Annotated in this window: 19 protein-coding genes, 2 tRNA genes and 1 pseudogene; 14 read left to right on the forward strand and 8 right to left on the reverse strand. The window is 73.3% G+C overall.

Features of this window, described 5'->3' with window-relative positions; translation table 11 throughout:
• The first annotated feature begins 82 nt into the window (after window positions 1-82).
• Complete coding sequence (locus C1701_RS18305; protein WP_372492998.1) at window positions 83-781, forward strand: HNH endonuclease; 699 nt, start codon at window positions 83-85, stop codon at window positions 779-781.
• Window positions 782-1,021: 240 nt separating this feature from the next.
• On the opposite strand, the gene C1701_RS18310 is transcribed toward C1701_RS18305, so the two are convergent.
• Window positions 1,022-1,450 carry a hypothetical protein gene (locus C1701_RS18310; protein WP_337661811.1) on the reverse strand — a complete coding sequence of 143 codons (429 nt, stop codon included), beginning with the start codon at window positions 1,448-1,450 and terminating at the stop codon, window positions 1,022-1,024.
• Between the two features lie 584 nt (window positions 1,451-2,034).
• Here C1701_RS18310 and ctaJ point away from each other — a divergent pair.
• Window positions 2,035-2,280, forward strand: coding sequence for an aa3-type cytochrome oxidase subunit CtaJ (ctaJ, locus tag C1701_RS18315; RefSeq protein WP_051313895.1), 246 nt, complete (start codon window positions 2,035-2,037; stop codon window positions 2,278-2,280).
• Entirely contained in the window at window positions 2,267-2,758 is a 492-nt protein-coding gene (locus C1701_RS18320) for a DUF5130 family protein (protein WP_103056326.1), read from the forward strand. Before ctaJ ends, C1701_RS18320 begins: the two co-directional genes overlap by 14 nt.
• 237 nt (window positions 2,759-2,995) lie before the next feature.
• Here the strand turns inward: C1701_RS18320 and pepN are convergent, their stop codons facing one another.
• A complete protein-coding gene (pepN, locus tag C1701_RS18325; RefSeq protein ID WP_103056327.1) occupies window positions 2,996-5,548 on the reverse strand; it encodes an aminopeptidase N in 2,553 nt (850 codons plus the stop codon).
• 266 nt (window positions 5,549-5,814) lie between these two features.
• Here pepN and C1701_RS18330 point away from each other — a divergent pair, with 266 nt between their 5' ends.
• Window positions 5,815-6,441, forward strand: a complete 627-nt coding sequence (locus C1701_RS18330; RefSeq protein ID WP_269808366.1) for a mycothiol-dependent nitroreductase Rv2466c family protein — start codon at window positions 5,815-5,817, stop codon at window positions 6,439-6,441.
• A gap of 4 nt (window positions 6,442-6,445) precedes the next feature.
• Here C1701_RS18330 and C1701_RS18335 read toward each other — a convergent pair whose 3' ends face one another.
• From C1701_RS18335 to C1701_RS18345, 3 genes are all read right to left on the reverse strand, one after another.
• Window positions 6,446-7,426 (reverse strand): hypothetical protein, encoded by a 981-nt coding sequence (locus tag C1701_RS18335; RefSeq protein WP_081715377.1) that lies wholly within the window; start codon window positions 7,424-7,426, stop codon window positions 6,446-6,448.
• 89 nt (window positions 7,427-7,515) lie between these two features.
• Window positions 7,516-8,430, reverse strand: coding sequence for an MBL fold metallo-hydrolase (locus C1701_RS18340; protein WP_103056328.1), 915 nt, complete (start codon window positions 8,428-8,430; stop codon window positions 7,516-7,518).
• A gap of 83 nt (window positions 8,431-8,513) precedes the next feature.
• Window positions 8,514-9,275: a 2-phosphosulfolactate phosphatase gene (locus C1701_RS18345; RefSeq protein ID WP_337661812.1), complete on the reverse strand. Its 762-nt coding sequence runs from the start codon at window positions 9,273-9,275 to the stop codon at window positions 8,514-8,516.
• Between the two features lie 80 nt (window positions 9,276-9,355).
• Here C1701_RS18345 and C1701_RS18350 point away from each other — a divergent pair, with 80 nt between their 5' ends.
• Window positions 9,356-9,829 carry a ribose-5-phosphate isomerase gene (locus tag C1701_RS18350; protein ID WP_026418526.1) on the forward strand — a complete coding sequence of 158 codons (474 nt, stop codon included), beginning with the start codon at window positions 9,356-9,358 and terminating at the stop codon, window positions 9,827-9,829.
• Window positions 9,830-9,929: 100 nt separating this feature from the next.
• Complete coding sequence (locus C1701_RS18355; protein ID WP_026418525.1) at window positions 9,930-10,742, forward strand: Fpg/Nei family DNA glycosylase; 813 nt, start codon at window positions 9,930-9,932, stop codon at window positions 10,740-10,742.
• A 335-nt stretch (window positions 10,743-11,077) separates the two neighbouring features.
• Here C1701_RS18355 and C1701_RS18360 read toward each other — a convergent pair whose 3' ends face one another.
• Both C1701_RS18360 and C1701_RS18365 read right to left on the reverse strand, forming a co-directional pair.
• Window positions 11,078-11,836 carry a hypothetical protein gene (locus C1701_RS18360; protein WP_035274319.1) on the reverse strand — a complete coding sequence of 253 codons (759 nt, stop codon included), beginning with the start codon at window positions 11,834-11,836 and terminating at the stop codon, window positions 11,078-11,080.
• Window positions 11,837-12,036: 200 nt separating this feature from the next.
• Window positions 12,037-13,248 (reverse strand): annotated as a pseudogene (locus tag C1701_RS18365) (GNAT family N-acetyltransferase).
• 134 nt (window positions 13,249-13,382) lie between these two features.
• On the opposite strand from C1701_RS18365, the gene C1701_RS18375 reads away from it, so the two are divergent.
• The 7 genes from C1701_RS18375 (at window position 13,383) to C1701_RS18405 (ending at window position 18,833) form a co-directional block, all read left to right on the forward strand.
• Window positions 13,383-14,042 carry a hypothetical protein gene (locus C1701_RS18375; protein WP_103056331.1) on the forward strand — a complete coding sequence of 220 codons (660 nt, stop codon included), beginning with the start codon at window positions 13,383-13,385 and terminating at the stop codon, window positions 14,040-14,042.
• 132 nt (window positions 14,043-14,174) lie between these two features.
• Complete coding sequence (gene modA, locus C1701_RS18380; RefSeq protein ID WP_103056332.1) at window positions 14,175-14,975, forward strand: molybdate ABC transporter substrate-binding protein; 801 nt, start codon at window positions 14,175-14,177, stop codon at window positions 14,973-14,975.
• Window positions 14,972-15,829, forward strand: a complete 858-nt coding sequence (modB, locus tag C1701_RS18385; RefSeq protein WP_026418521.1) for a molybdate ABC transporter permease subunit — start codon at window positions 14,972-14,974, stop codon at window positions 15,827-15,829. The genes modA and modB overlap by 4 nt, the downstream gene beginning before the upstream one ends.
• The gene (locus C1701_RS18390; RefSeq protein ID WP_103056333.1) at window positions 15,826-16,911 is read left to right on the forward strand and encodes an ABC transporter ATP-binding protein; all 1,086 of its coding nucleotides are present in this window, start codon (window positions 15,826-15,828) and stop codon (window positions 16,909-16,911) included. The genes modB and C1701_RS18390 overlap by 4 nt, the downstream gene beginning before the upstream one ends.
• An 87-nt stretch (window positions 16,912-16,998) precedes the next feature.
• A complete protein-coding gene (locus tag C1701_RS18395) occupies window positions 16,999-17,568 on the forward strand; it encodes a flavoprotein (RefSeq protein WP_103056334.1) in 570 nt (189 codons plus the stop codon).
• 59 nt (window positions 17,569-17,627) lie between these two features.
• Window positions 17,628-18,062 carry a PPOX class F420-dependent oxidoreductase gene (locus C1701_RS18400; protein ID WP_026418518.1) on the forward strand — a complete coding sequence of 145 codons (435 nt, stop codon included), beginning with the start codon at window positions 17,628-17,630 and terminating at the stop codon, window positions 18,060-18,062.
• 189 nt (window positions 18,063-18,251) lie between these two features.
• Complete coding sequence (locus C1701_RS18405; protein ID WP_337661813.1) at window positions 18,252-18,833, forward strand: phosphohydrolase; 582 nt, start codon at window positions 18,252-18,254, stop codon at window positions 18,831-18,833.
• Window positions 18,834-18,957: 124 nt separating this feature from the next.
• On the opposite strand, the gene C1701_RS18410 is transcribed toward C1701_RS18405, so the two are convergent.
• Window positions 18,958-19,031, reverse strand: a tRNA-Gly gene (locus C1701_RS18410).
• 200 nt (window positions 19,032-19,231) lie between these two features.
• On the opposite strand from C1701_RS18410, the gene C1701_RS18415 reads away from it, so the two are divergent.
• Window positions 19,232-19,305 (forward strand) — tRNA-Pro (locus C1701_RS18415).
• The last annotated feature ends 248 nt before the right edge of the window (window positions 19,306-19,553 follow it).

Genomic DNA, 19,553 nt, shown 5'->3' on the forward strand with positions numbered 1-19,553 from the left:
TTTCGGTGTATCGGCTTTTCACAGGTGCGCGGAAGCCACCAGATGTGGTCGACTAGTCCACGCTAGCGGTGGAGGTGGTCGAGTGCCCGACCGACAACCCACTCCGATCGGCGTGGCTGACGGGTTCGCATCCCGGTCCGTCCTGCGTGCCCCACGGCCGCACGCGGACGCCGCGGCCGACGGTGGAGGAGAACGACACGGCCCAGTGGGCGTGCTGGCGCCAAGTATGGACCATGCCCGGAGAGCATCGACCGGCGGGTCGATCATCCCGGCACGTCGGCGGGTCCTGCTGCTCAACGCGACCTACGAGCCGTTGACCGCCCTGCCGTTGCGCCGGGCGGTGGTGCTGGTGGTCTGTGGGAAGGCCGAGGTGGTGCACCGGGACCCAGCTGGCAGTGCCCTGCGGGCGGCCGCCCTGGTGCAGGAGGTGCCCTCGGTCATCCGGCTCAGCCGGTACGTCCGGGTCCCCTACCTGGGCCGCGTGCCGCTGACCCGCGCCGGTCTGATGCTGCGGGACCGGCACCGGTGCGCCTACTGCGGTGGCCGTGCCGACACCGTCGACCACGTGGTGCCCCGGAGCCGAGGGGGGCAGCACGTGTGGGAGAACTGCGTGGCCAGCTGCGCGCGTTGCAACCACCGCAAGGCTGACCGCCTGCTCCTGGAGATCGGGTGGAGGTTGCGGGTCCTCCCGAGGGCGCCGCACGGGCCCCACTGGCGTCTGCTGGCGGGCGCCGGCGAGACCGATCCGCTCTGGTTGCCCTACCTCGGGGAGGCGGCCTAGCCGCACCCGGCCGAGGCGGGGTGCTGGCGGCTGCGGACCACCTCCGGTGGAGCCTCGGGCGTGGCCGAGCTGGAGGAGGCACGAGCGCCCGCCCATGTCCCGCCCGGTGCGCTGCGCCAGGTCGCGCGGTCGACCACTGGTCATGCTCGGGTGTCCCGGCTGCCGTGAGACCCCGGTCCGGCTCCGTGCCGAACCGGGGTCTCACCGGGAACACGCCGCCGAGGCTGGCGGCGGGCCAGCTCAGCGCGTGACGCGGATGCCGGCTTCGGTGACGCGGATGCGATCACGGGTGACCCGGATGCCGGCGTTGGGCGTGGAGTGGTTGGGGGTTCGGGGGGTGACGCGGATGCCGGCTTCGGTGACGCGGATGCCATCACGAGTGACGCGGATGCCATCACGAGTGACGCGGATGCCGGCCTTGGTGACGCGGATGCCGTCGCGGGTGACGCGGATGCCGGCGCGGGATGAGCGGTGGGGTGGCTTCTGCGGGGTGACGCGGATGCCTGCTTCGGTGACGCGGATGCCATCACGAGTGACGCGGATGCCGGCTTCGGTGACGCGGATGCCATCACGAGTGACGCGGATGCCGGCGTTGGGCGTGGAGTGGTTGGGGGTTCGGGGGGTGACTCGGATCCCGGATTCGGTGACGCGGATCCCGTCGCGGGTCACGCGGATCCCGGCGCGGGTCACCCGGATGCCCGCGCTGGTCGGTGCTGAGCACCCCGCACCGCTGGTGCGCCCCCGGCTCGGCACCCGCTCGCCGGCGCTCCCGCACCGGGGACCACCGGGACGAGAGACGAGGGCACCGGACGGCTGGGGCGCGAGTCCGCGCGTGCTGCTTCCACGACGAATCACCAAGTGGCCGGACATGCGGATCCTCCTCGGACAGCTGATCACGAGAATGGGAACGAGCTGGAACTGCGCGAGTGCTCGTCAGCATGCGCACGGGGCCCGGGCCGCCCACCACAGAAGCTAGGAGCGGGGTGGACGTGGCACAAGCGGCCAGGTGGCGGCCTGGCGTACGCCGTTTCCACCGGTGGGATGAGTAGCGGAGCGAGGGAAGTGCACGGGTAGTGCGCAAACGCTGTGACGCAACCGAGGGATGGCGGGGAAATGTCACCCACACAGCGAACTGTCGGTGAGTTGGTCACACCTGGTTCACCTTGGCCGAGTGGCTGGCCCGGGCCGCCGTCCGAGGACCCGCAGGAGGCGCTTGGCCCAGGTCATCGGTTACCGTACGGGCCGTGACCATCATGGAGACAACACTCGTCTTCGTGCTGATCCCACTCGTCCTCTATGGGCTGGTCGCGCTGCTGACGCTGCGGAAGCAACCCGTTCGCGACACACGCTACCGCCCGGGGCAGGAGTGGACGCACGAGCCGATCTGGTGGACCGCCAACCCGGCAGGGCTGCGCGGATCCCAGCGACACGTCGCCGAGGAACCGACCGAGGGCCTCCAGACGACGACGATCCAGGGAGGCGCCCGTGGGAACTGGTGAAGTGGCGCAGCGCAGTGCGGAAGCTGACGCCGAACTGGGGTACGGGGAGGCCAGGACGGTGACCGGGCGGGTCTCGGTCGCCAAACGGGTGCTGCCCGAGGAGTCGGACTCCCCGTTCGGGCACAACGAGCTCGCGCGACTCGACGAGGCCCTCACGCTCACCACGAGGGCTACCGGACTGGACTTCAGCATCTACCTGGGTGGGCTCGGCGAGAACACGCGCCGCCAGGCCGAGGAACTGCACGCGTCCCTCGGCGCGAGGGCGACCGACTCCGTGCTGATCGCCGTCTCGCCCGAGCAGCGGTCCGTGGAGTTGGTGACCGGAGAGGAAGCCGGCCGTCGCATCCCCGACCGCAGCTGCAAGCTCGCGGTGATGAGCATGGTGGCCTCCTTCAAGGAGGGCGACCTGGCCGGTGGCCTGCTGGACGGGCTGCGGATGCTGTCCGACCAGGCGGGCGTGGACATCCAGCGCGACTGACGCCGGGCGGGGCGGTCAGCGCGGCCCGCCCTCCACCACGTCCCACGTGCGCCCCGGCCGGTGCGGGCCCCGGGGACGACCGCCTTCCCCCCACCCGCGCGGCCCCCGCTCGGGGCGTGCCCGGTCGGCGCGTCCCGAGCGGGTCGGTTCCGGCCGAACTCCGGCTCGTACCGATCTCGGGTTCGCTCCGCCCCCGGAGGCGACCCGCCAACGGGACGCCTCCAGGAACGGTCCGCGTCACTGCCCGTCGAACTCCCGGGCCGCCAACGCCCGCACCACACCAGCACGCCCCTCGGACACCAGCCGGCGCAACGCGGGCGGGTGCTCGGCGGCGAGCCACTCGTCGGCGGCGGACACCGTCTCCTCCGACACGGCCCACGACGGGAAGAGCCCGACCACGGCCGGCTGGGCGCGTTCGATGGAACGCCTGCTCCACACGTCCGCGATCTCGGCGAAGTACCGCCCCACGTAGTCCGCCAACAGCTCGGACTGGCCCGGGTGCGCGAAGCCCGCGATGATGGCCTCGTTGACCGCGTTGGGCAACTCGTCGTCGAGCGTGGCCCGCCGCCAGGCCTCGGCCTTGTCGGCGGCCGTGGGGCGCAGCGCCAGTGCCCGCTCGGCCTGTCGGCGACCCGTCGCGGTGTCGTCCCGCTCCCGCTCCGCCTCGACCTCGTCCGCGCCAGCCGAGCCGTGGGCGACCAGCGCCTGGAGCAGCCGCCAACGCAGGTCGGTGTCCACCGTCAGCCCCTCGGGGACGTCCACCCCGTCGAGCCAGCCGCGTACCGCCGCCTGCTCCGCCGCACCCAGCACCGCGCCGCTCAGCGAGTTGACGAAGGCCAACTGGTGGTCCGATCCCGGCTCCGCCGTCCTGACCAACTCCAACACCCGGGAGCTGAACCGCGACCAGCCCTCGGCCCGCCAGTCCTCGGCGGCGTAGAAGTTCAGGGCGGTCTGGGCCTGGAGCAACAGCCGTTGCACCACGCCGACCTCCGGTTCGCGGTGCACCCCGTTGAGGACCAGGTTCACGAAGTCCCTGGCCTTCAGCTCCGCCTCGCGTGCCATCTCCCACGCCGCCGACCAGCACAGCGTGCGCGGCAACGACTCCTCGACGTCGGAGATGCGGTCGATCAGGGTGGTCAACGACTCCGGGTCCAGGCGCATGTGGCAGTAGGTCAGGTCGTCGTCGTTGACCAGGACGAGCCGCCCCCGGTGCTGCCCGACCAGCTCCTCGACCGGGGTCCGCTCGCCGGAGACGTCCAGCTCGACCCGCCGCACCCGGACGAGACGGCCGGTCGCCGGGTCCTCGTCGTACACGCCCACCGCGACCCGGTGGGTGCGCAGTTCTCCGGCACCGGGCCTGGCCGGTCCCTGGATCACGTCGAAGGAGGTGAAACGGCCCTCGGAGTCCAGCTCGAAGCGGGGTCGCAGCGAGTTCAGGCCGGTCGTCTCCAGCCACTCGGCGCTCCACCAGGACAGGTCGCGGCCGGACGCCTGCTCCAGTGCGGACAGCAGGTCGGCGAGGGTGGCGTTCTCCCAGGCGTGGCGCTCGAAGTAGAGCCGCAGACCAGCCAGGAAGTTCTCCAGACCCACGTAGGCGACCAGCTGCTTGAGCACGCTGGCGCCCTTGGCGTAGGTGATGCCGTCGAAGTTGACCTCCACCGCGTGCAGGTCGGGGATGTCGGCGGCGACGGGGTGCGTCGAGGGCAGCTGGTCCTGCCGGTACGCCCAGGACTTCTCGATGTTGGCGAAGGTGGTCCAGGCGTGCGTGTACTCCGTCGCCTCCGCCTGAGCGAGCACACTGGCCCAGGTGGCGAACGACTCGTTGAGCCACAGGTCGTTCCACCAACGCATGGTGACCAGGTCGCCGAACCACATGTGGGCCATCTCGTGCAGCAGCGTCTCGCACCGGCGCTCGTACAGGTACCGGGTGACCCTGGACCGGAAGACGTAGTCCTCCAGGTAGGTGACGCAGCCGGCGTTCTCCATCGCTCCGGCGTTGAACTCGGGCACGAAGCACTGGTCGTACTTGCCGAAGGGGTACCGGACCCCGAACGCGGAGTTGTAGAAGTCGAAGCCCTGCTTGGTCTCGGTGAACAGCCGCTCCGCGTCGAGGTGCTCGGCGAGCGAGGCCCGGCAGTAGAGGCCGAGGGGGATGCCGTCGTGCTCGTCCCGCCACTCCGCGTAGGGGCCCGCCACCAGTGCGACCAGGTAGGTCGACATGCGTTCCGTGCGCCGGAAGACGTGGCGCACCCCGCCGTCGGCGGTGTCCTCGGTGCGATCCGCCGCCGCGTTGGAGATCACCTTCCAGTCGGCGGGCGCGGTCACGACGAGGTCGTAAACGGACTTCAGGTCGGGCTGGTCGAAGCAGGCGAACATGCGCTTGGCGTCGGCCGTCTCGAACTGCGTGTACAGGTACACGCCGCCGTCGACGGGATCGACGAACCGGTGCAGGCCCTCGCCGGTGTTCATGTAGCGGCAGTCGGCCACCACCACCAGCTCGTTGTCCTCGGCGAGATCGGGCAGCGCGATCCCGTCCTCCTCCCGGTAGGCGCTGACGTCCAGCTCCGTCCCGTTGAGGACCGCGCGCTCGACCCGGTCGGCGACCAGGTCGATCCAGCTGCTCGCGCCGGGTGTCCCACCGCGGAACCGGACGGTCGTCGTGGAGCGGAAGGTGTGCTCCCCCGGCTTCCCCCGGCCGTCGGTGAGGTCCAGTTCGACGGCGTAGGACTGCACGGAGAGCAGGGCGCTCCGTTCTGCGGACTGTTCTCTGGTCAGGTTCGGTGCGGCCACTGGCTACCTCGGTTACACGACGTCGTGGGTGAAGGGACACCGCATCCAATCACGATCAACCGGTGCCGTGCGGCCACGGCTCGCCGTCGTGCGGGCCGCCGCCAGGGTCGCCGTCCCACCGAGGGCGGGGAAACCGTCGGGGTGGGCTGGTAGGAGTTGGCGCGCGTTTCGGAGGCCGATCCAGTCCGGCGCCGGGAATAGGACCGGCGACGGCGGTGGTTGAGTGCGGACGTAAGCCCCACCCCGGCACCGATCAAGTTGGAGGCGTGACAGTGTCCGCAGACTCCCCGTCCAAGCCGCGCGTTCGTTTCTGGTTCGACCCGGCGTGCCCGTTCGCCTGGATCACCTCCCGGTGGGTGCTCGAGGTCGAGAAGGTGCGGGAGATCGACCTCTCCTTCCACGTCATGAGCCTGTCGGTCCTCAACGAGGATCGGGACCTGCCCGCCGAGTACCGGGAACTGATGACCAAGGCCTGGGCGCCGGTCCGGGTCGCCGTCGCCGCGGCCGCTCAGCACGGCGAGGAGGTGCTGCGCCCGCTCTACACCGCGTTCGGCACCCGGATCCACCTCGAGAAGGACCGGGACTACGACCGGGTGATCAGCAAGTCGCTGGCGGAGGTGGGTCTGCCGGCCGACCTGGCGGACGCCGCGACGAGCACCGAGTACGACGAGCGGCTGCGCGCCAGCCACCACGAGGGGATGGACCCGGTGGGGATGGATGTCGGCACCCCCGTCATCCACGTCGACGGCGTCGCCTTCTTCGGCCCCGTCCTGACCAGCATCCCCCGGGGTGAGGAGGCGGGGGCGTTGTTCGACGCGTCCCGGACCCTCGCGGCCTACCCGCACTTCTTCGAGTTGAAGCGGACCCGCACGGGAACGCTGGACTTCTCCTGACCGGTCAACTCCAGCCCCAGTTCATCCCGTAGATGCCGGCGGCGAGATCGACCTCGATCATGGCGGCGGCGTTCGACGCGCCCAGGGGGACCTCGCGGACGTCCTGCCTGGGCGCGTCCCCGCTGGCCTGGTAGTAGCGCTGGCAGTGGGTGGGCAGCGAGGTGGGGGCGAACTGGACCTGGAGGACGTACTGCCGGGTGGGGAAGAGGAAACGCCGGTCGTGGTACCCGGCGGGCTCCGAGGGGGGCAGCTCCATCTCGTACTCGAAGACGGTCGGTTCGCCGGTGCCCAGGACGCGGTCAAGGACGAGTTCGGCCATCACGAAACCGCTGGCCGGGTCGCGGTGCACCTCCCCGAGGGTGCAGTAGCGGGTGCTGATGGCGGCGGCGGTGCGCTCGGGATCGTCACTCCGGTACACGAGGAACGTGCTCGACACCCCGTCCACCGCCGCCTGCATCACCATCCTGGTCCGGATCGCCAGCTCGTCGCGCCGCGCGTCGACCACCAGCAGGTCGTGCACGGCCAGCGGGATGAGCTGGTCGGGGGAGGGCACTCCGAGGCTCGCCCGCAGGTCGCGCAGCGTCTCCTGGTCACCGAAGAGCTGGTCCATGTCCAGGCTCCTCGGTGTCCGGGACACCCATCGACCCCGGGGGCGTCGCGGGCCCAGCAGGGCGGTGAGGGAGGAGTCGGGGAGGGCGAGCACCTCCTCCAGGATCTGGACGCCCCGCAATGATTCGGGACGTTCCGGTCGGCTCCGACCGTGCCGCCAGTAGCTGAGGGTCGTCAGGCTGATGCGCACGCCCCGCTCGGCCAACCGGTGCTGGATGCGGTCGAGGCTCAGACCGCTCGTCTCGATGGCGAGCCGCAACGCGTCGCTGAACGGTCCGTGTTCGAGGGCGTCCTGGAGCTCCCGGTGCAGGGAGTCCCGGCGTGGTGGACCGGACGTGGAGGACGGTGGCCCGGTGACCCGCCGGTTCGGTCGCATGTCCACCTCCCCTCGGTAGCGCGACGTCCGTCGCCCTGAGCACCGTTGCGGCACAGGATATGCCACCCGGGCAGCACCCGCCGTCAAGATCAACTGGCGGGACGTGATTGGTCAGAGGGACGGGCAGCCGTCGTCGCGCCACCAGTCGGGGGGCTGGTCGGAACCTCGGGGCGGGTCGCGCGCACCCGCGCCGCGATGACCGCCATCGTCTCCTCGGGATAGGGCGGCTCCCCACTGCCGGGAGCGGCCCGGTCGGGCGAGCCGGACTGGCACGACACCACCGCCCGCTCCACATCGTCGGCCTGTGCCAGGACGAAGGCCGCGTCCACCGGTTCCCCGTGACCGGGCACGACCACCCCGTTCGCCGGAACCAACCCGGCGAGGCGCCGGAGGGCGCCCGGCCACTCCAGCGGGTAGGAGTCGCCGAAGTCCGGTGGCGCGCCCTGCTCGACGAGGTCACCGGCGAACACCGTGCCGGTGTCCGGTACCTCGACCACCACGTCGTGATCGGTGTGGCCGCGCCCGAGGTGGCGCACCAGCACCGTGCGGCCGCCCAGGTCGAACGTGGTCGGGTCGGCGGGGAGCGGACGTGGGAGGACGGGGCGACGGACCCGGTCCAACCGGTCGGCGATCGCCGACCGCCCCTCGGCCCGGTACCGGGCCACCCACTCCGTGCGCTGCGCGGCGGCGGTCCGCTCCAACGCCTCGACGGCGTCGGGGTGCGCCCACACCGGGCACGGCAGGAAGGCCTCGCTCCCGAAGCAGTGGTCGAAGTGGACGTGGGTGAGGACCACCGTCCACGGCAGTTCGGTCAGCGCGCGCACCTCGGCCGCGAACTCGGCCCCCTGTTCCCGGTCGCCCCGGGTGTCGACGACCAGGCAGCGGTCGCGTCCGACGACCAGGCCGACGGACAGGTCCAGTTCCCGGTACCGGCGCGCCCACACCCGGTCGCCGACCTCGATCCAGGTCCCGGCGCCGATGTCCTCGTCCTCGTGCGGTCCCACCCGTCCAGTATCGCGTGGCGGGCCACGGCGCGGAGCGGCCGTGGACGTCCCTCGCGTGGGCGGGTCCCGGCCGTGCGAGGGGCTCAGCCTCCCCGGAGCACGCCGTCCCGCAGCACCGGCACCGCATGGGAGACGTCGTGGCACCCCGCGAGCTCGAGGTCCGCCCCGAAGCCCGCCGCCCGCAGCTCCCGGCCCGACACGCTCTCGGCCAGCACGGTGCCCAGGGCGCCCGCGTACGACTCGAACGCGGTCGCGGCCACCTCGGCCTCCGCCGAGACGTCGATCAGCGGCTCGACGGCGCGCAGGGCCGAGACGATGGAACCCGCTCCCAACAGGTCCTCCACCGCCGGTCGCGGCGTGTCGTCGGGCCACCGCTCACCGGCGGCGATGACGCCCACCGGCCGGCCGGCGCGCCACGCCGCAGCCGCTCCCGCGACCGCCGCCGCGTTGCGCGGGCACCCGACGAGGACGGTCGCGGAGGATCCCGCCGCGAGGGAGCAGAGCGTCGCCCCGTTCGGCGACGGCAGGGCCAGCAGGGTCCGCGTCTCCAGCGTGGACAGGGATTCGGGGCTCAACGACCAGCCCGCGCCGCGCTGACGGCTGGCCAGCACCGCTCCGGCCCGCGCGGCCGCCTCCGCCGCGCGGGCGTCCCGCCAGCGCAGGGGCAGCACCGAGGCGCCACGCCCCACCGCGACGTCCACGGCGGTGGAGAAGGAGAGGACGTCGACCACCACCAGCACACCGCAACGGGGGGCGAGGTTCGCCATGCCCCGCTCTCCCCAGTCCAGCCTGACATCGAAGCCAGCCTGTTCGAACACCCCGTCGCCCGGCGCCGCCAAGGTCACGGCGCGATGGTGGCACGGCGGGACGTCGTGGCGGGGGCACGGGTTCCCGTGCGGCCCGCGGCGTTTGGCAGACTGCCCCCGTGCGCGTCTACCTGGGAGCCGACCATGCCGGCTTCGAACTCAAGGAACACCTGGTCGGGTGGCTGACCGAACAGGGCCACGAGGTCGTCGACGTCGGCCCCCACGCCTACGACCCGTTGGACGACTACCCGCCGTTCTGCGTGGAGGCCGCCCGCCGGGTCGTCGCGGACCCGGGCAGCCTGGGCATCGTGCTCGGTGGCTCCGGCAACGGTGAGCAGATCGCCGCGAACAAGGTCCCCGGGGCCCGTGCCGCCCTCACCTGGAGCGTGGAGACCGCGCGACTGGCGCGGCAGCACAACGACGCCCAGTTGGCCGGGGTGGGCGCGCGGATGCACACCCGGGAGGAGGCCACCGCGATCGTCGCGGCCTTCCTGGAGACACCGTTCTCCGGCGAGGACCGGCACGGTCGACGGCTGGAGCTGCTCGCCGAGTACGAGCGCACCGGCACGCCGCCCGCCCTGCCGGCGTCCTGACCCCGCACGCCGGGCGCCTGGCCCCGGTCCCGGCGGGGCACGAGGACGCGGGCCGGCGCCGAGGAGGCCAGGTCCTCGCCCGCCGACCGAGGAGGCCCTGATGCCGGAAGGACACACCCTGCACCGGCTGGCCCGACGTCACCGGGAGCTCTTCGTTGGAGCCCCGGTGGAGGTCACCAGCCCGCAGGGACGGTTCGCCGCCGAGGCGTCGCGGTTGGACGGTCGGGTGCTGGTCGCGGCCGAGGCCCACGGGAAGCACCTGTTGCACCGCTACGAGGCCGCCCCGGTGGTGCACATCCACCTCGGTCTGTACGGGACGTTCACCGAAGGAGCTCGCCCCGCGCCGGAACCGGTCGGGCAGGTGCGCCTGCGCCTGGTCGGCGGTGACCACTGGACGGACCTCCGGGGGCCCAACACCTGCCGCCTGCTCGACGACCACGAGGTCGACGCGCTCGTCGACCGGCTGGGACCCGATCCGCTCCGGCCCGACGCCGACCCCGAGCGGGCGTGGGCGCGGCTGAGCCGGTCTGGCAGGTCCGTGGCCGCGTTGCTGCTCGACCAGTCGGTGCTGGCGGGAGCCGGCAACGTCTACCGGGCCGAGGTGCTGTTCCGGCACGGCGTGGACCCGATGACACCGGGCCGGCTGATCGACCGCGAGCTGTGGGAGGCCCTCTGGAAGGACCTGGTCGACCTGATGGCCGACGGGGTCCGCACCGGACGCATCGACACGGTCGCCGAGGAACACGAGCCACACCGGATGGGGCGGCCGCCCCGCCAGGACCGGCACGGCGGCGAGGTCTACGTCTACCGGCGGGACGGGCAGCCCTGCCTGGTCTGCGGCGTGGAAGTCCGGATGCGGGACCTCGGGGGCCGCAAGCTGTACTGGTGCCCGAGCTGCCAGCCGGAGCGTTGAGCACCGGGGCCGGCCGTCGACGTTCCGCCTGGTGACGCGGCGGCGGAGATCGGACGTCGCCGTGCTCGCCATCGCCGACGCGGCTCGCCGGGACTTGGCGGGGCCAGGACGATCTCCACGACGGGGCGGCCGTCGGACCCGTCGCGGGGTACCCGCTGACGAGGGGACACCAGACCACGGTTCGGGTGCCCGGCAGGCCCCTCGGCCCGACGCCGTGAGCACGCGGTGCGCGTCCTGGACGGGGAGGCTGTCGGCTCCACACGGAACGAAGGGCCCCGGGCGAACCCGGGGCCCTTCGGCGCGATCAGTCTGGGGCGATCACCTCGACGGAGTACTCACTCCATCCCGATGTCGAAGTCCATGTCCCCGCCCATGTCGCTCATGTCGTAGTCGCCCGAGTCACCGGAGTCACCCGAGTCGTCGCCGCCCGAGTCGCCGGAGTCGTCACCGTTCTCGTCGGCCGCCGCCTCGACCACGACGACGTCCGGCACGCCCATCATCCCGGAGAACAGGGCGGTGAACAGCAGCGCCGAGCCCATGCCCCACGCGCCGGCCACCAGCGCCGGCTTCCACCAGGGCTCGCTGTACCAACCCTGCGGAACGGGCCGCCCCGCGACCTCGCCGCCGGGGTAGTAGTGCGGGGTCTGCTCGCCGGGGTTGGGGGACGCGGCGAGCTGCCGGCCCTCCAGCTCGATCTGCCGGTCCTCTCCGACCGAACCCGCCCGCGACTGGCCGTTGAGGTCGGGGAGCTCCGGGCCCGGGTCCATGCCCATCGCGGTCCTCGCCGCGCGGACGTAGTAGAGCCCCTCCATCGCGGTGGCCGTGACCAGCGCGCACTGTTCGGTGCTCTTGGCCTGCTCCATCTGCGAGCCGGCGGCGGTGTAACGCTCCGAGGCGTCCGCCAACGCCTGCTGGGAGGCCTCGTTCGAACCGACCAGGTTGATCACCTGCCCGCCGAGCCGCTCGACCCAGCGGCGAGCGTCCGCCTGGGCGTTCTCGAGTTCGCGTTGCCGCGCGGCCGCCTTCTGCCTCAGCATGAGGGCGACACCTCCGACCACTGCCACCAAGAGCACGATCAGAATGATTGTGCCCATCATCGTTCCTCCTGCCTCGGGCGCGTCCGCGTGTGTGCGAACCGGACGAAGTTGACGTTACCCGTCGGGTGTCAGCTCACGATCAACACCCGGAGGTACCGCGCCCCGAAGGGGACGTGCGTCCGAACGACCTCGCGGGGCTGGGCTGGGCCGCGCTCGACCGTCCGCGGGGACCCGCCGCCCCGGAGGCCCGGCAGGGTTCAGAAGTCGATGAGGCAGTGCGGGGACCGATCGGCGAGGAAGGCGCGGGTCAGGGCCCGCACCGAGCCCCTCCGGTGCTCGGAGACGAGGCCCGCGGCGGCCAGCGCGGTCAGCGTGGTCCCGCCGAGGTAGGCGGCGGCGAGAGCGCTGATGTCCAGCGAAAGCGCGGGCTCGGCGTCGGTGCGGCGCACCTCGGCTCGCCCGTCGGCGTCCACCGCCATCCGCCACCGCCCCGCGTTCCAGGGGCACAGCCGGTCCGAGACCTGGAACACCACGTCGGCCTCGGCGGCGTAGGCGCGGGCCGGCAGGGCGCGGTCGAGGTCGACGATCCGCAGCCACAGCGCGTCCTCCACCTCGACCCGGGCTCGCCGGGGGTCGGCGAGGAACCACCGGATCGGGTCGTCCACGGCGGCGCCGAACCACTGGACCTCGCTGACCAGGTCGATGTCGAGCAGGTAGCGCCACAGCGCCGCGGCGGCCACGGCGTCCAGGGACTGGATCTCCAGCACCTCCACCCGCGCCCTGGCCTCCCGCCTGCCCTCGCCGTGGAGCAGGCGGTACACGGCGTACCCCCGGGGGTGCGTGGCGAAGCGGTAGGCGGTCCGGTCGGCACGGGGGGTGTCGGCCAGCCAGAGGTCCCAGACCGGGGCACCGCGGTCCAGCCACCCCACGCGGCCGGCGGCCCGGTCGTGGAGCTCCCGCAGCCGGGGCAGCGCGTCCTCCCTCGGCGCCTCCCGCACCGGGTCCGGGCCGGTGTCGACGTCGGCCCGGAACTCCGCACCCCTCGGTACCCGGATGTCGGCCCACTCGGTGGCGGGCGCGTAGCCGTAGCGCCCGTAGATGCCCGCCTCGGACGCCTCCAGTCCCGCCACCGGCTCCGCGCCGGCCTCGTGCAGCGCGTGGAGCTGCGCGCGCATCATCATGCGCATGATGCCGCGGCGGCGGTGGCCCGGCTTCACCCCCACGTGGGTGATGGCGGCCAGCGGTCAGGGTTCCCCGCCCGGCACGGTGAGGGTCCTGGTCATGACACCGCAACTGCCCACCTGCTCGGCGCCGTCGAAGACGCCGTGGTGGCGTTCCAGCTCCAGCACCCGCCGCAGCAGCGGTTCGCGGTCGGGGTCGGGGTCCTTCAGGAACGCGGAGACGAGGACGGCGAGGTTCTCCGTGAAGTCGTCGTCGGTGAGCTCGCGGACGCTCAGCTCGCTGGTCATGGCTGCTCCCCTCGTGTACCCGGCGCCGGCGTGCCCCCGTTGCCCCCCGGAGGCCCGGTCCCACGCCAGCGCGCGGCGGCCGCCACACCGCCGGGGCGGCCGGGAACGTCGGTGCTCCCGTCGATACTGCCGGGGTGGCCCACTCCGAACCAGCGCGACGCGACCCGGTCACCGCCGAGGACCTGGACAGGGCGGCAGAGGGGGTGCTGGCCGTGCTCGCCGCCGCCACGGACCGGGAGTGGCGCGAGGTGCGCGCCGCCGGGCTGGACTGGACGTGCCACGCCACGGCGGAACACGTCGCCGACGACCTGTTCTTCTCCGCCGTCACCCTGGCCGGGCGGAGCCACGAGCAGCTGGCCTGCTGGCTCCGGGCCGAGGACGGCGCGACCGCCGCCCAGCTCGTGGAGGTCATCCGGGCCAGCGCCGCGCTGCTCACGGCCGCCTTCCGCACCGCGCCACCGGGGGCACGGGGAGCCTGCGCCGACGGCCGAGCCGATGCCGAGGGGCTGCTCGCGGTCGGGGTCGCGGAGCTGGTGCTGCACGGGTACGACCTCGCGCTTGGTCTCGGGTTGGACTACCGGGCCCCGGTCGACGTGGCCCGTCGCCTGCTGGGACGGCTGTCCCCGCAGATCCCCGAGGAGGGCTGGTCGGTCGACTCGTGGCACGTCCTGCTCTGGTCGACCGGCCGGGCTGACATCCCCGGCGTGGACGCGGTCGGGCGCTGGCAGTGGCAGGTCGAGCCGCTGGACGAGCCGAGGCCGGATCTCGCGCCCGTCGTGACCCGCGCCCGGTAACGCCTTCGTCCCTGTCCCGCTGCCCCTTCCCCCGCCCAGTGACGCGGATGCGGGCGAATACCCGGTACTGGTTCCGCGAATGCGGAACTACAGTGGGGGTTGGCCGGTGGATCGCGCAGGAGGGGGAGACGGGTGCGGCGACGAGCGGGTGGGACCGGTCGGGCCTGGCGGACACCCGTCGCGGTGGCCCTGGTGTCCGGGCTGGCGGTGGCGGCCTGCTCGGCCCCCGACCAGGACGTCGCCCAGGTCGGGGAGACCTCCCGGTCCGCGGTGGTGTTCGCGGCGGCGTCCCTGACCGAGGTCCTCACCGAACTCGGAGCGGAGTTCGAACGTGGCCACCCGGGCACGAGCATCGACTTCAACTTCGCGGCGAGTTCCGCGTTGGCCCAGCAGATCGCGGCCGGGGCGCCCGCCGACGTGTTCGCCTCGGCCAGCCCCGAGCCCATGGACCAGGTGGTCGACCTCGACCTGGTGGCCGAGCCCCCCGTGATCTTCGCGGCCAACCGGCTCCAGATCGTGGTGCCGTCCGGGAACCCGGGCGGGGTGATCGGCCTCGCCGACTTCGCCGATCCGGACAAGGTCATCGCGCTCTGCGCGCCGGCGGTCCCCTGCGGCGGCGCCGCGCGGGAGGTGCTTGAACTGGCGGGCATCGATGCCAAGCCCGACACCTACGAACGGGACGTGCGCGCCACCCTCACCAAGGTCAGACTCGGTGAGGTGGACGCGGCGCTGGTGTACCGGACGGATGTCCTCGTCGCGGGTGACGAGGTGCGGGGGGTGGACTTCCCCGAGTCCGAGCGGGTCGTCAACGACTACCCGCTCGCGGCCCTCGCCGAGGCATCCGACGCCGACCTCGCCTCCGCCTTCGTCGACTACCTGCGGTCCCCGGCCGCCGAGGACGTGCTGCGGACCGCCGGGTTCGACGTCCCGTGAGCGGCCCACCGGCCGGCGCTCCCCGGCGGGGGACGGCGGAGCGGGGTGGGGCACGGCCCCGCAGGGCCGGCGCGGTGGCCCCGGCGCTCCTCCTCGTGCCCGCCCTGTTCGGACTGGCGTTCCTGCTGGTTCCCCTGCTCGGACTGGTCCTGCGGGCGCCGTGGGGGGAGTTGCCCGCGCAGCTGGGCAGCCCGGAGGTGCTCGGCGCGCTGCGGCTGTCCCTGGTGTGCGCGACCGCCGCCACCGCGCTCAGCCTGCTGCTCGGGGTTCCGCTGGCGTGGCTGCTCGCCCGGTCGACCTTCCCCGGGAAACGGCTGGTGCGAGCCCTGGTGACGGTTCCGCTGGTGCTCCCACCCGTCGTGGGTGGCGTCGCCCTGCTGGTGGTCTTCGGTCGGCGTGGCCTGGTGGGGGAACACCTGCACGAGTGGTTCGGGGTGTCCCTCCCGTTCACCACCGGCGCGGTGGTTCTCGCCGGGACCTTCGTGGCCATGCCGTTCCTCGTCGTGTCCGTGGAGGGTGCGTTGCGCGCCGCCGACGTCCGGCTCGACGAGGCCGCCGCCACGCTGGGCGCCTCCCGCTGGGTCACCTTCCGCCGGGTGACACTGCCGCTGGTGGCGCCGGGCGTCGCGGCCGGTGCGGTCCTCGCGTGGACCCGGGCCCTCGGGGAGTTCGGCGCGACGATCACCTTCGCGGGCAACTTCCCCGGCCGCACGCAGACCATGCCGCTGGCCGTCTACCTGGCGATGGAGTCCAACCCGGAGGCCGCGATCGTGCTCAGCCTCGTCCTGCTGCTCGTGTCGGTCGCGGTGCTGGCGCTGCTCCGCGAGCGTTGGATGGGAGGTGCGTCGAGGTGACGCTGTCCGCCGACGTCCGCGTGACCCGGGCCGGGGACTTCACGTTGTCCGCGGCCGTGTCCGCACCGGCCGGCACGGTCACCGCCCTGCTCGGGCCCAACGGCGCGGGGAAGTCCACGTTGCTGCGTGTCCTCGCCGGTCTCCTCCCCCTCGACGCCGGTCGGGTGGTGCTCGACGGGACGGTGTACGACGATCCCACCGCCGGGGTTCTGCTGCCGCCCGAACGGCGACCGGTGGGCGTGGTGTTCCAGGACTACCTGCTCTTCCCGCACCTCACCGCCCTGGACAACGTCGCCTTCGGGCCCCGGTGCCGAGGTCTGTCCCGGGCGCGGTCGCGACAGGTGGCCCAGGAGTGGCTGGACCGGGTGGGGCTGGGGGACCTGGCGGGCAGGCGCCCCCGGCGGTTGTCGGGCGGCCAGGCGCAGCGGGTGGCCCTGGCCAGGGCACTGGCGACCGAACCACGACTCCTGTTGTTGGACGAACCGTTGGCCGCGCTCGACGCGGGCACCAGGATGCGGATCCGGACCGAGCTCCGCCGGCACCTCGACGACTTCGGGGGAGTCGCCGTCCTGGTGACCCACGATCCGCTGGACGCGATGGTCCTGGCCGACCAGGTGGTGGTGTTGGAGGAGGGGCGGGTCGTGCAGTGCGGTGCGCCCCGCGAGATCGCCACCCGTCCCGCCAGCCGCTACGTTGCCGACCTGGTCGGGGTGAACCTCGTCCCGGGTCGGGGCCTGGGTGGCGACCGCGTCGCCCTCGACGGCTGCGCTCTCACCCTCCCGGGCGCCCCCGTCGGGAATGTCCTCGTCGCGTTCCCCCCGGCCGCGCTGCGCCTGCGCGCCGTGGCGCCGGCCGACGAGGGGCGGTCCTGGCCCGTGCGGGTCGTCGGCCTGGAGTCCCAGGTGGACCGGGTCCTGGTCTCGGTCGAAGGCCCTCCCGACCTCCGGGTCTCCCTCCCCACCGGCGCCGTCGCGGACCTGGGTGTGCGGGTCGACGCCCGGTTCTGGGTGGAACCGAGGACCGAGGAGGCCGTGGTCTACCCGCGTCCGACGACGGACGGACCGACTCCGCCGCTCGGGTGAACGTTCCCGTCCTCGGCGGTGGGACCGCCACCGAGCGTGGCGTCCCCCCTCGGCGGGGCCCCGACGGGGGAGGGCGATAGTGGGGGCATGGGTGACGGGCGAACGCTGGGGCTGGTGTGCTGCGCGGCCGAGGGCTGCTCGACCGTGCTGGAGGGCATGATCCTCCCGGCCCAGGCCTCGGGGTGGCGGGTGGCGGTGACGGTGACCCCCACCGCGGCGAGCTGGTGGCGGGAGTCGGGAGACCTGGAAAGGGTCGGCCGGGTCACCGGTTTCCCCGTCCGGTGGCGGGGGAGGCTCCCGAGCGAGCCGAGCCCGGGGCCCAGCCCGGACTGCTGGGCGGTGGCTCCCGCGACTGCCAACACCGTCGCCAAACTGGCGTTGGGCGTTGCCGACAACCTGGCGCTGACGAAGGTGGGCGAGGCGCTCGGCGCCGGGGTACCGCTGGTGCTGAGCCCGAGGGTGGGGCCGTCGCAGGTGAGGCACCCGGCCTGGGCCGGCCACCTCGCGGTGCTGCGGTCCGCCGGGGTGCGCCTGGTCAGCGCCGAGGCCGAGGACCCGGCCATCCCGTGGTCCGCCGTGCTGGCGGCGGTCGACGGGCTCGTCCCCGCCCCCTCCGCGCCCGGCGCGGAGCGGGTCGGCGGGGTGCGGGGGAGCTGAGGCCGCTCCTCCTCCTCCTCCGAGCGGCGAGGTGGCGCGATGCTGCCTACGCTCCGGTCATGGCAGAGCGAGACGACCCGAGGACCTGGTGGCGGGACTTCGTCGCCGAGGAGCCGGCGAAGACCGCCAAGGTGGCCACCGTCCGCAAGGACGGGTCTCCACACGTCGCCCCGGTCTGGGTGGCACTGGACGGCGACGACGTCGTCTTCACGACCTCGGCGAGCAGTGTCAAGGGGCGGACGATCGCCAGGGACGGGCGCGTCTCGCTGTGCTTCGACTACGAGCTGCCCCCGTACCACTTCCTGACCGTCGACGGTACGGCGCGGGTGGACGACGACCTGGACGCCGTCCGGCGGTGGGCGACCGCGATCGCGGCGCGGTACGTGGGAGCCGAGGTCGCCGAGGAGTACGGGCGGCGGAACGCGACTCCCGGCGAAGTCGTGGTCCGGGTGACGCCGACGCACATCGCGGGTGCGCGCGCCCTGGCCGAGTAGGGCAGCCGGGGATCGTCGGGAGTCGCCGAAGGGGTGATGGGCCACCGCCGCTCGTCCTCGGTGACTCCCGGCTGCCCAGCCCCCGCCGAGGCGGCCCTCGGGGCCCAGGGCCCCGGTGGTTCTCCCGCGCGTCACCGGCCCGTCACGGAAAAGCTGTTACGGACAGGTTTCCTTGGTTACCGTCGTGTCATGGAGCAGGTCAGGTGGGCGCACGGGGTGGCGCGCGACCGGTTGGCCACGACGGCGCCCGGCCGGTGGCGGCACGCCCAGGCGGTGGGCGTGCGCGCGGTGCAGATCGCGGACCTCTACAAGCCGGACCACGGCCTGCTCGTGGCCGCGGCCGTCCTGCACTGCATCGGCTACGCGCCTGATCTGGTCGACACCGGCTTCCCGCCCGTCGACGGGGCGCGTCACCTGCGTGACCTCGGGGCGCACCCTCGGCTGTGCGGCCTGGTCGCCCACCACCGGGGAGCGGCGGTGGAGGCCGGGCTGCGGGGGCTGGCGGACGAGCTCGCGGAGTTCCCCGACGAGCCCGGGCCCACGAGGGACGCTCTCTGGTACTGCGAGCTGACCGTGGGGCCCAACGGCGAACGGCGGACGTTCGACCAGTGGAGCGCCGACATCGAGGCGCGCGATCCGGTGGGTTCGGTTCCCCGCCGGTTCCTCGAACTCGGCCGGGACCAGTTGCGGGGCGCGGTCGACCGCACCCGGGAACGCCTGTCGCACGTGGGGCTGGAGCGTTGGGACCCGACGGTCCCCGAATCAGCCTGAGCGGCCGAGCTCCCGGCCCTCCCCGGCCCGGACCCAGCGCCGGGCGACCAGGCGGGCGGCCCGTCGGCGAGGACACCACCGAACGAACGGTGGCGCCATCCGTACGGATGGCGCCACCGTCGTGTGGAGCGGGTGACGGGAATCGAACCCGCATAACCAGCTTGGAAGGCTGGGGCTCTACCATTGAGCTACACCCGCGAGCCTGGTGTCCAGGTCGTCGTGCGGGAAGTCTAGCCGATCGTCGTCGCACCCCTCGCGGCGCCCCGGATCCGGTCGTGGACCAGCGTGGCGGTGGCGGACGCGATCCCGTCGACGGGGTCGGTGCGCGCTCTGGCAGCCGGCCACCGCCGGGCCCTCGCCGCGCGCTATGCTCCAGTGGCACCGGACGACGGTGCGGCCGGGGTGTGGCGCAGTTTGGTAGCGCACTCGCTTTGGGTGCGAGGGGTCGTGGGTTCAAATCCCGCCACCCCGACGGCCAGGGCCCGCGATCCGTGGAGCGACGGACCGCGGGCCTTCTCTCGTTCCAGCCGGCCTGCTGGAGGCGCCACCGGCCCCCCAGCCGAACCGGCCGGTCACCGGACTCCCCGCTGGGCGGCGCGTGTCCGCTCGCCGAACCGCCGCTCGACATCGCCGCCGCCCGCGGTCCTCGGGGTGGCACCGGGTGGCCGCGCCCGCGTCGCGGAGGGCGGCCTCGGGAGCGTGCGGCGCGGGGGAGTGGCG

The organism is Actinoalloteichus sp. AHMU CJ021, assembly GCF_002895405.1.
Lineage (GTDB): Bacteria > Actinomycetota > Actinomycetes > Mycobacteriales > Pseudonocardiaceae > Actinoalloteichus_B > Actinoalloteichus_B caeruleus.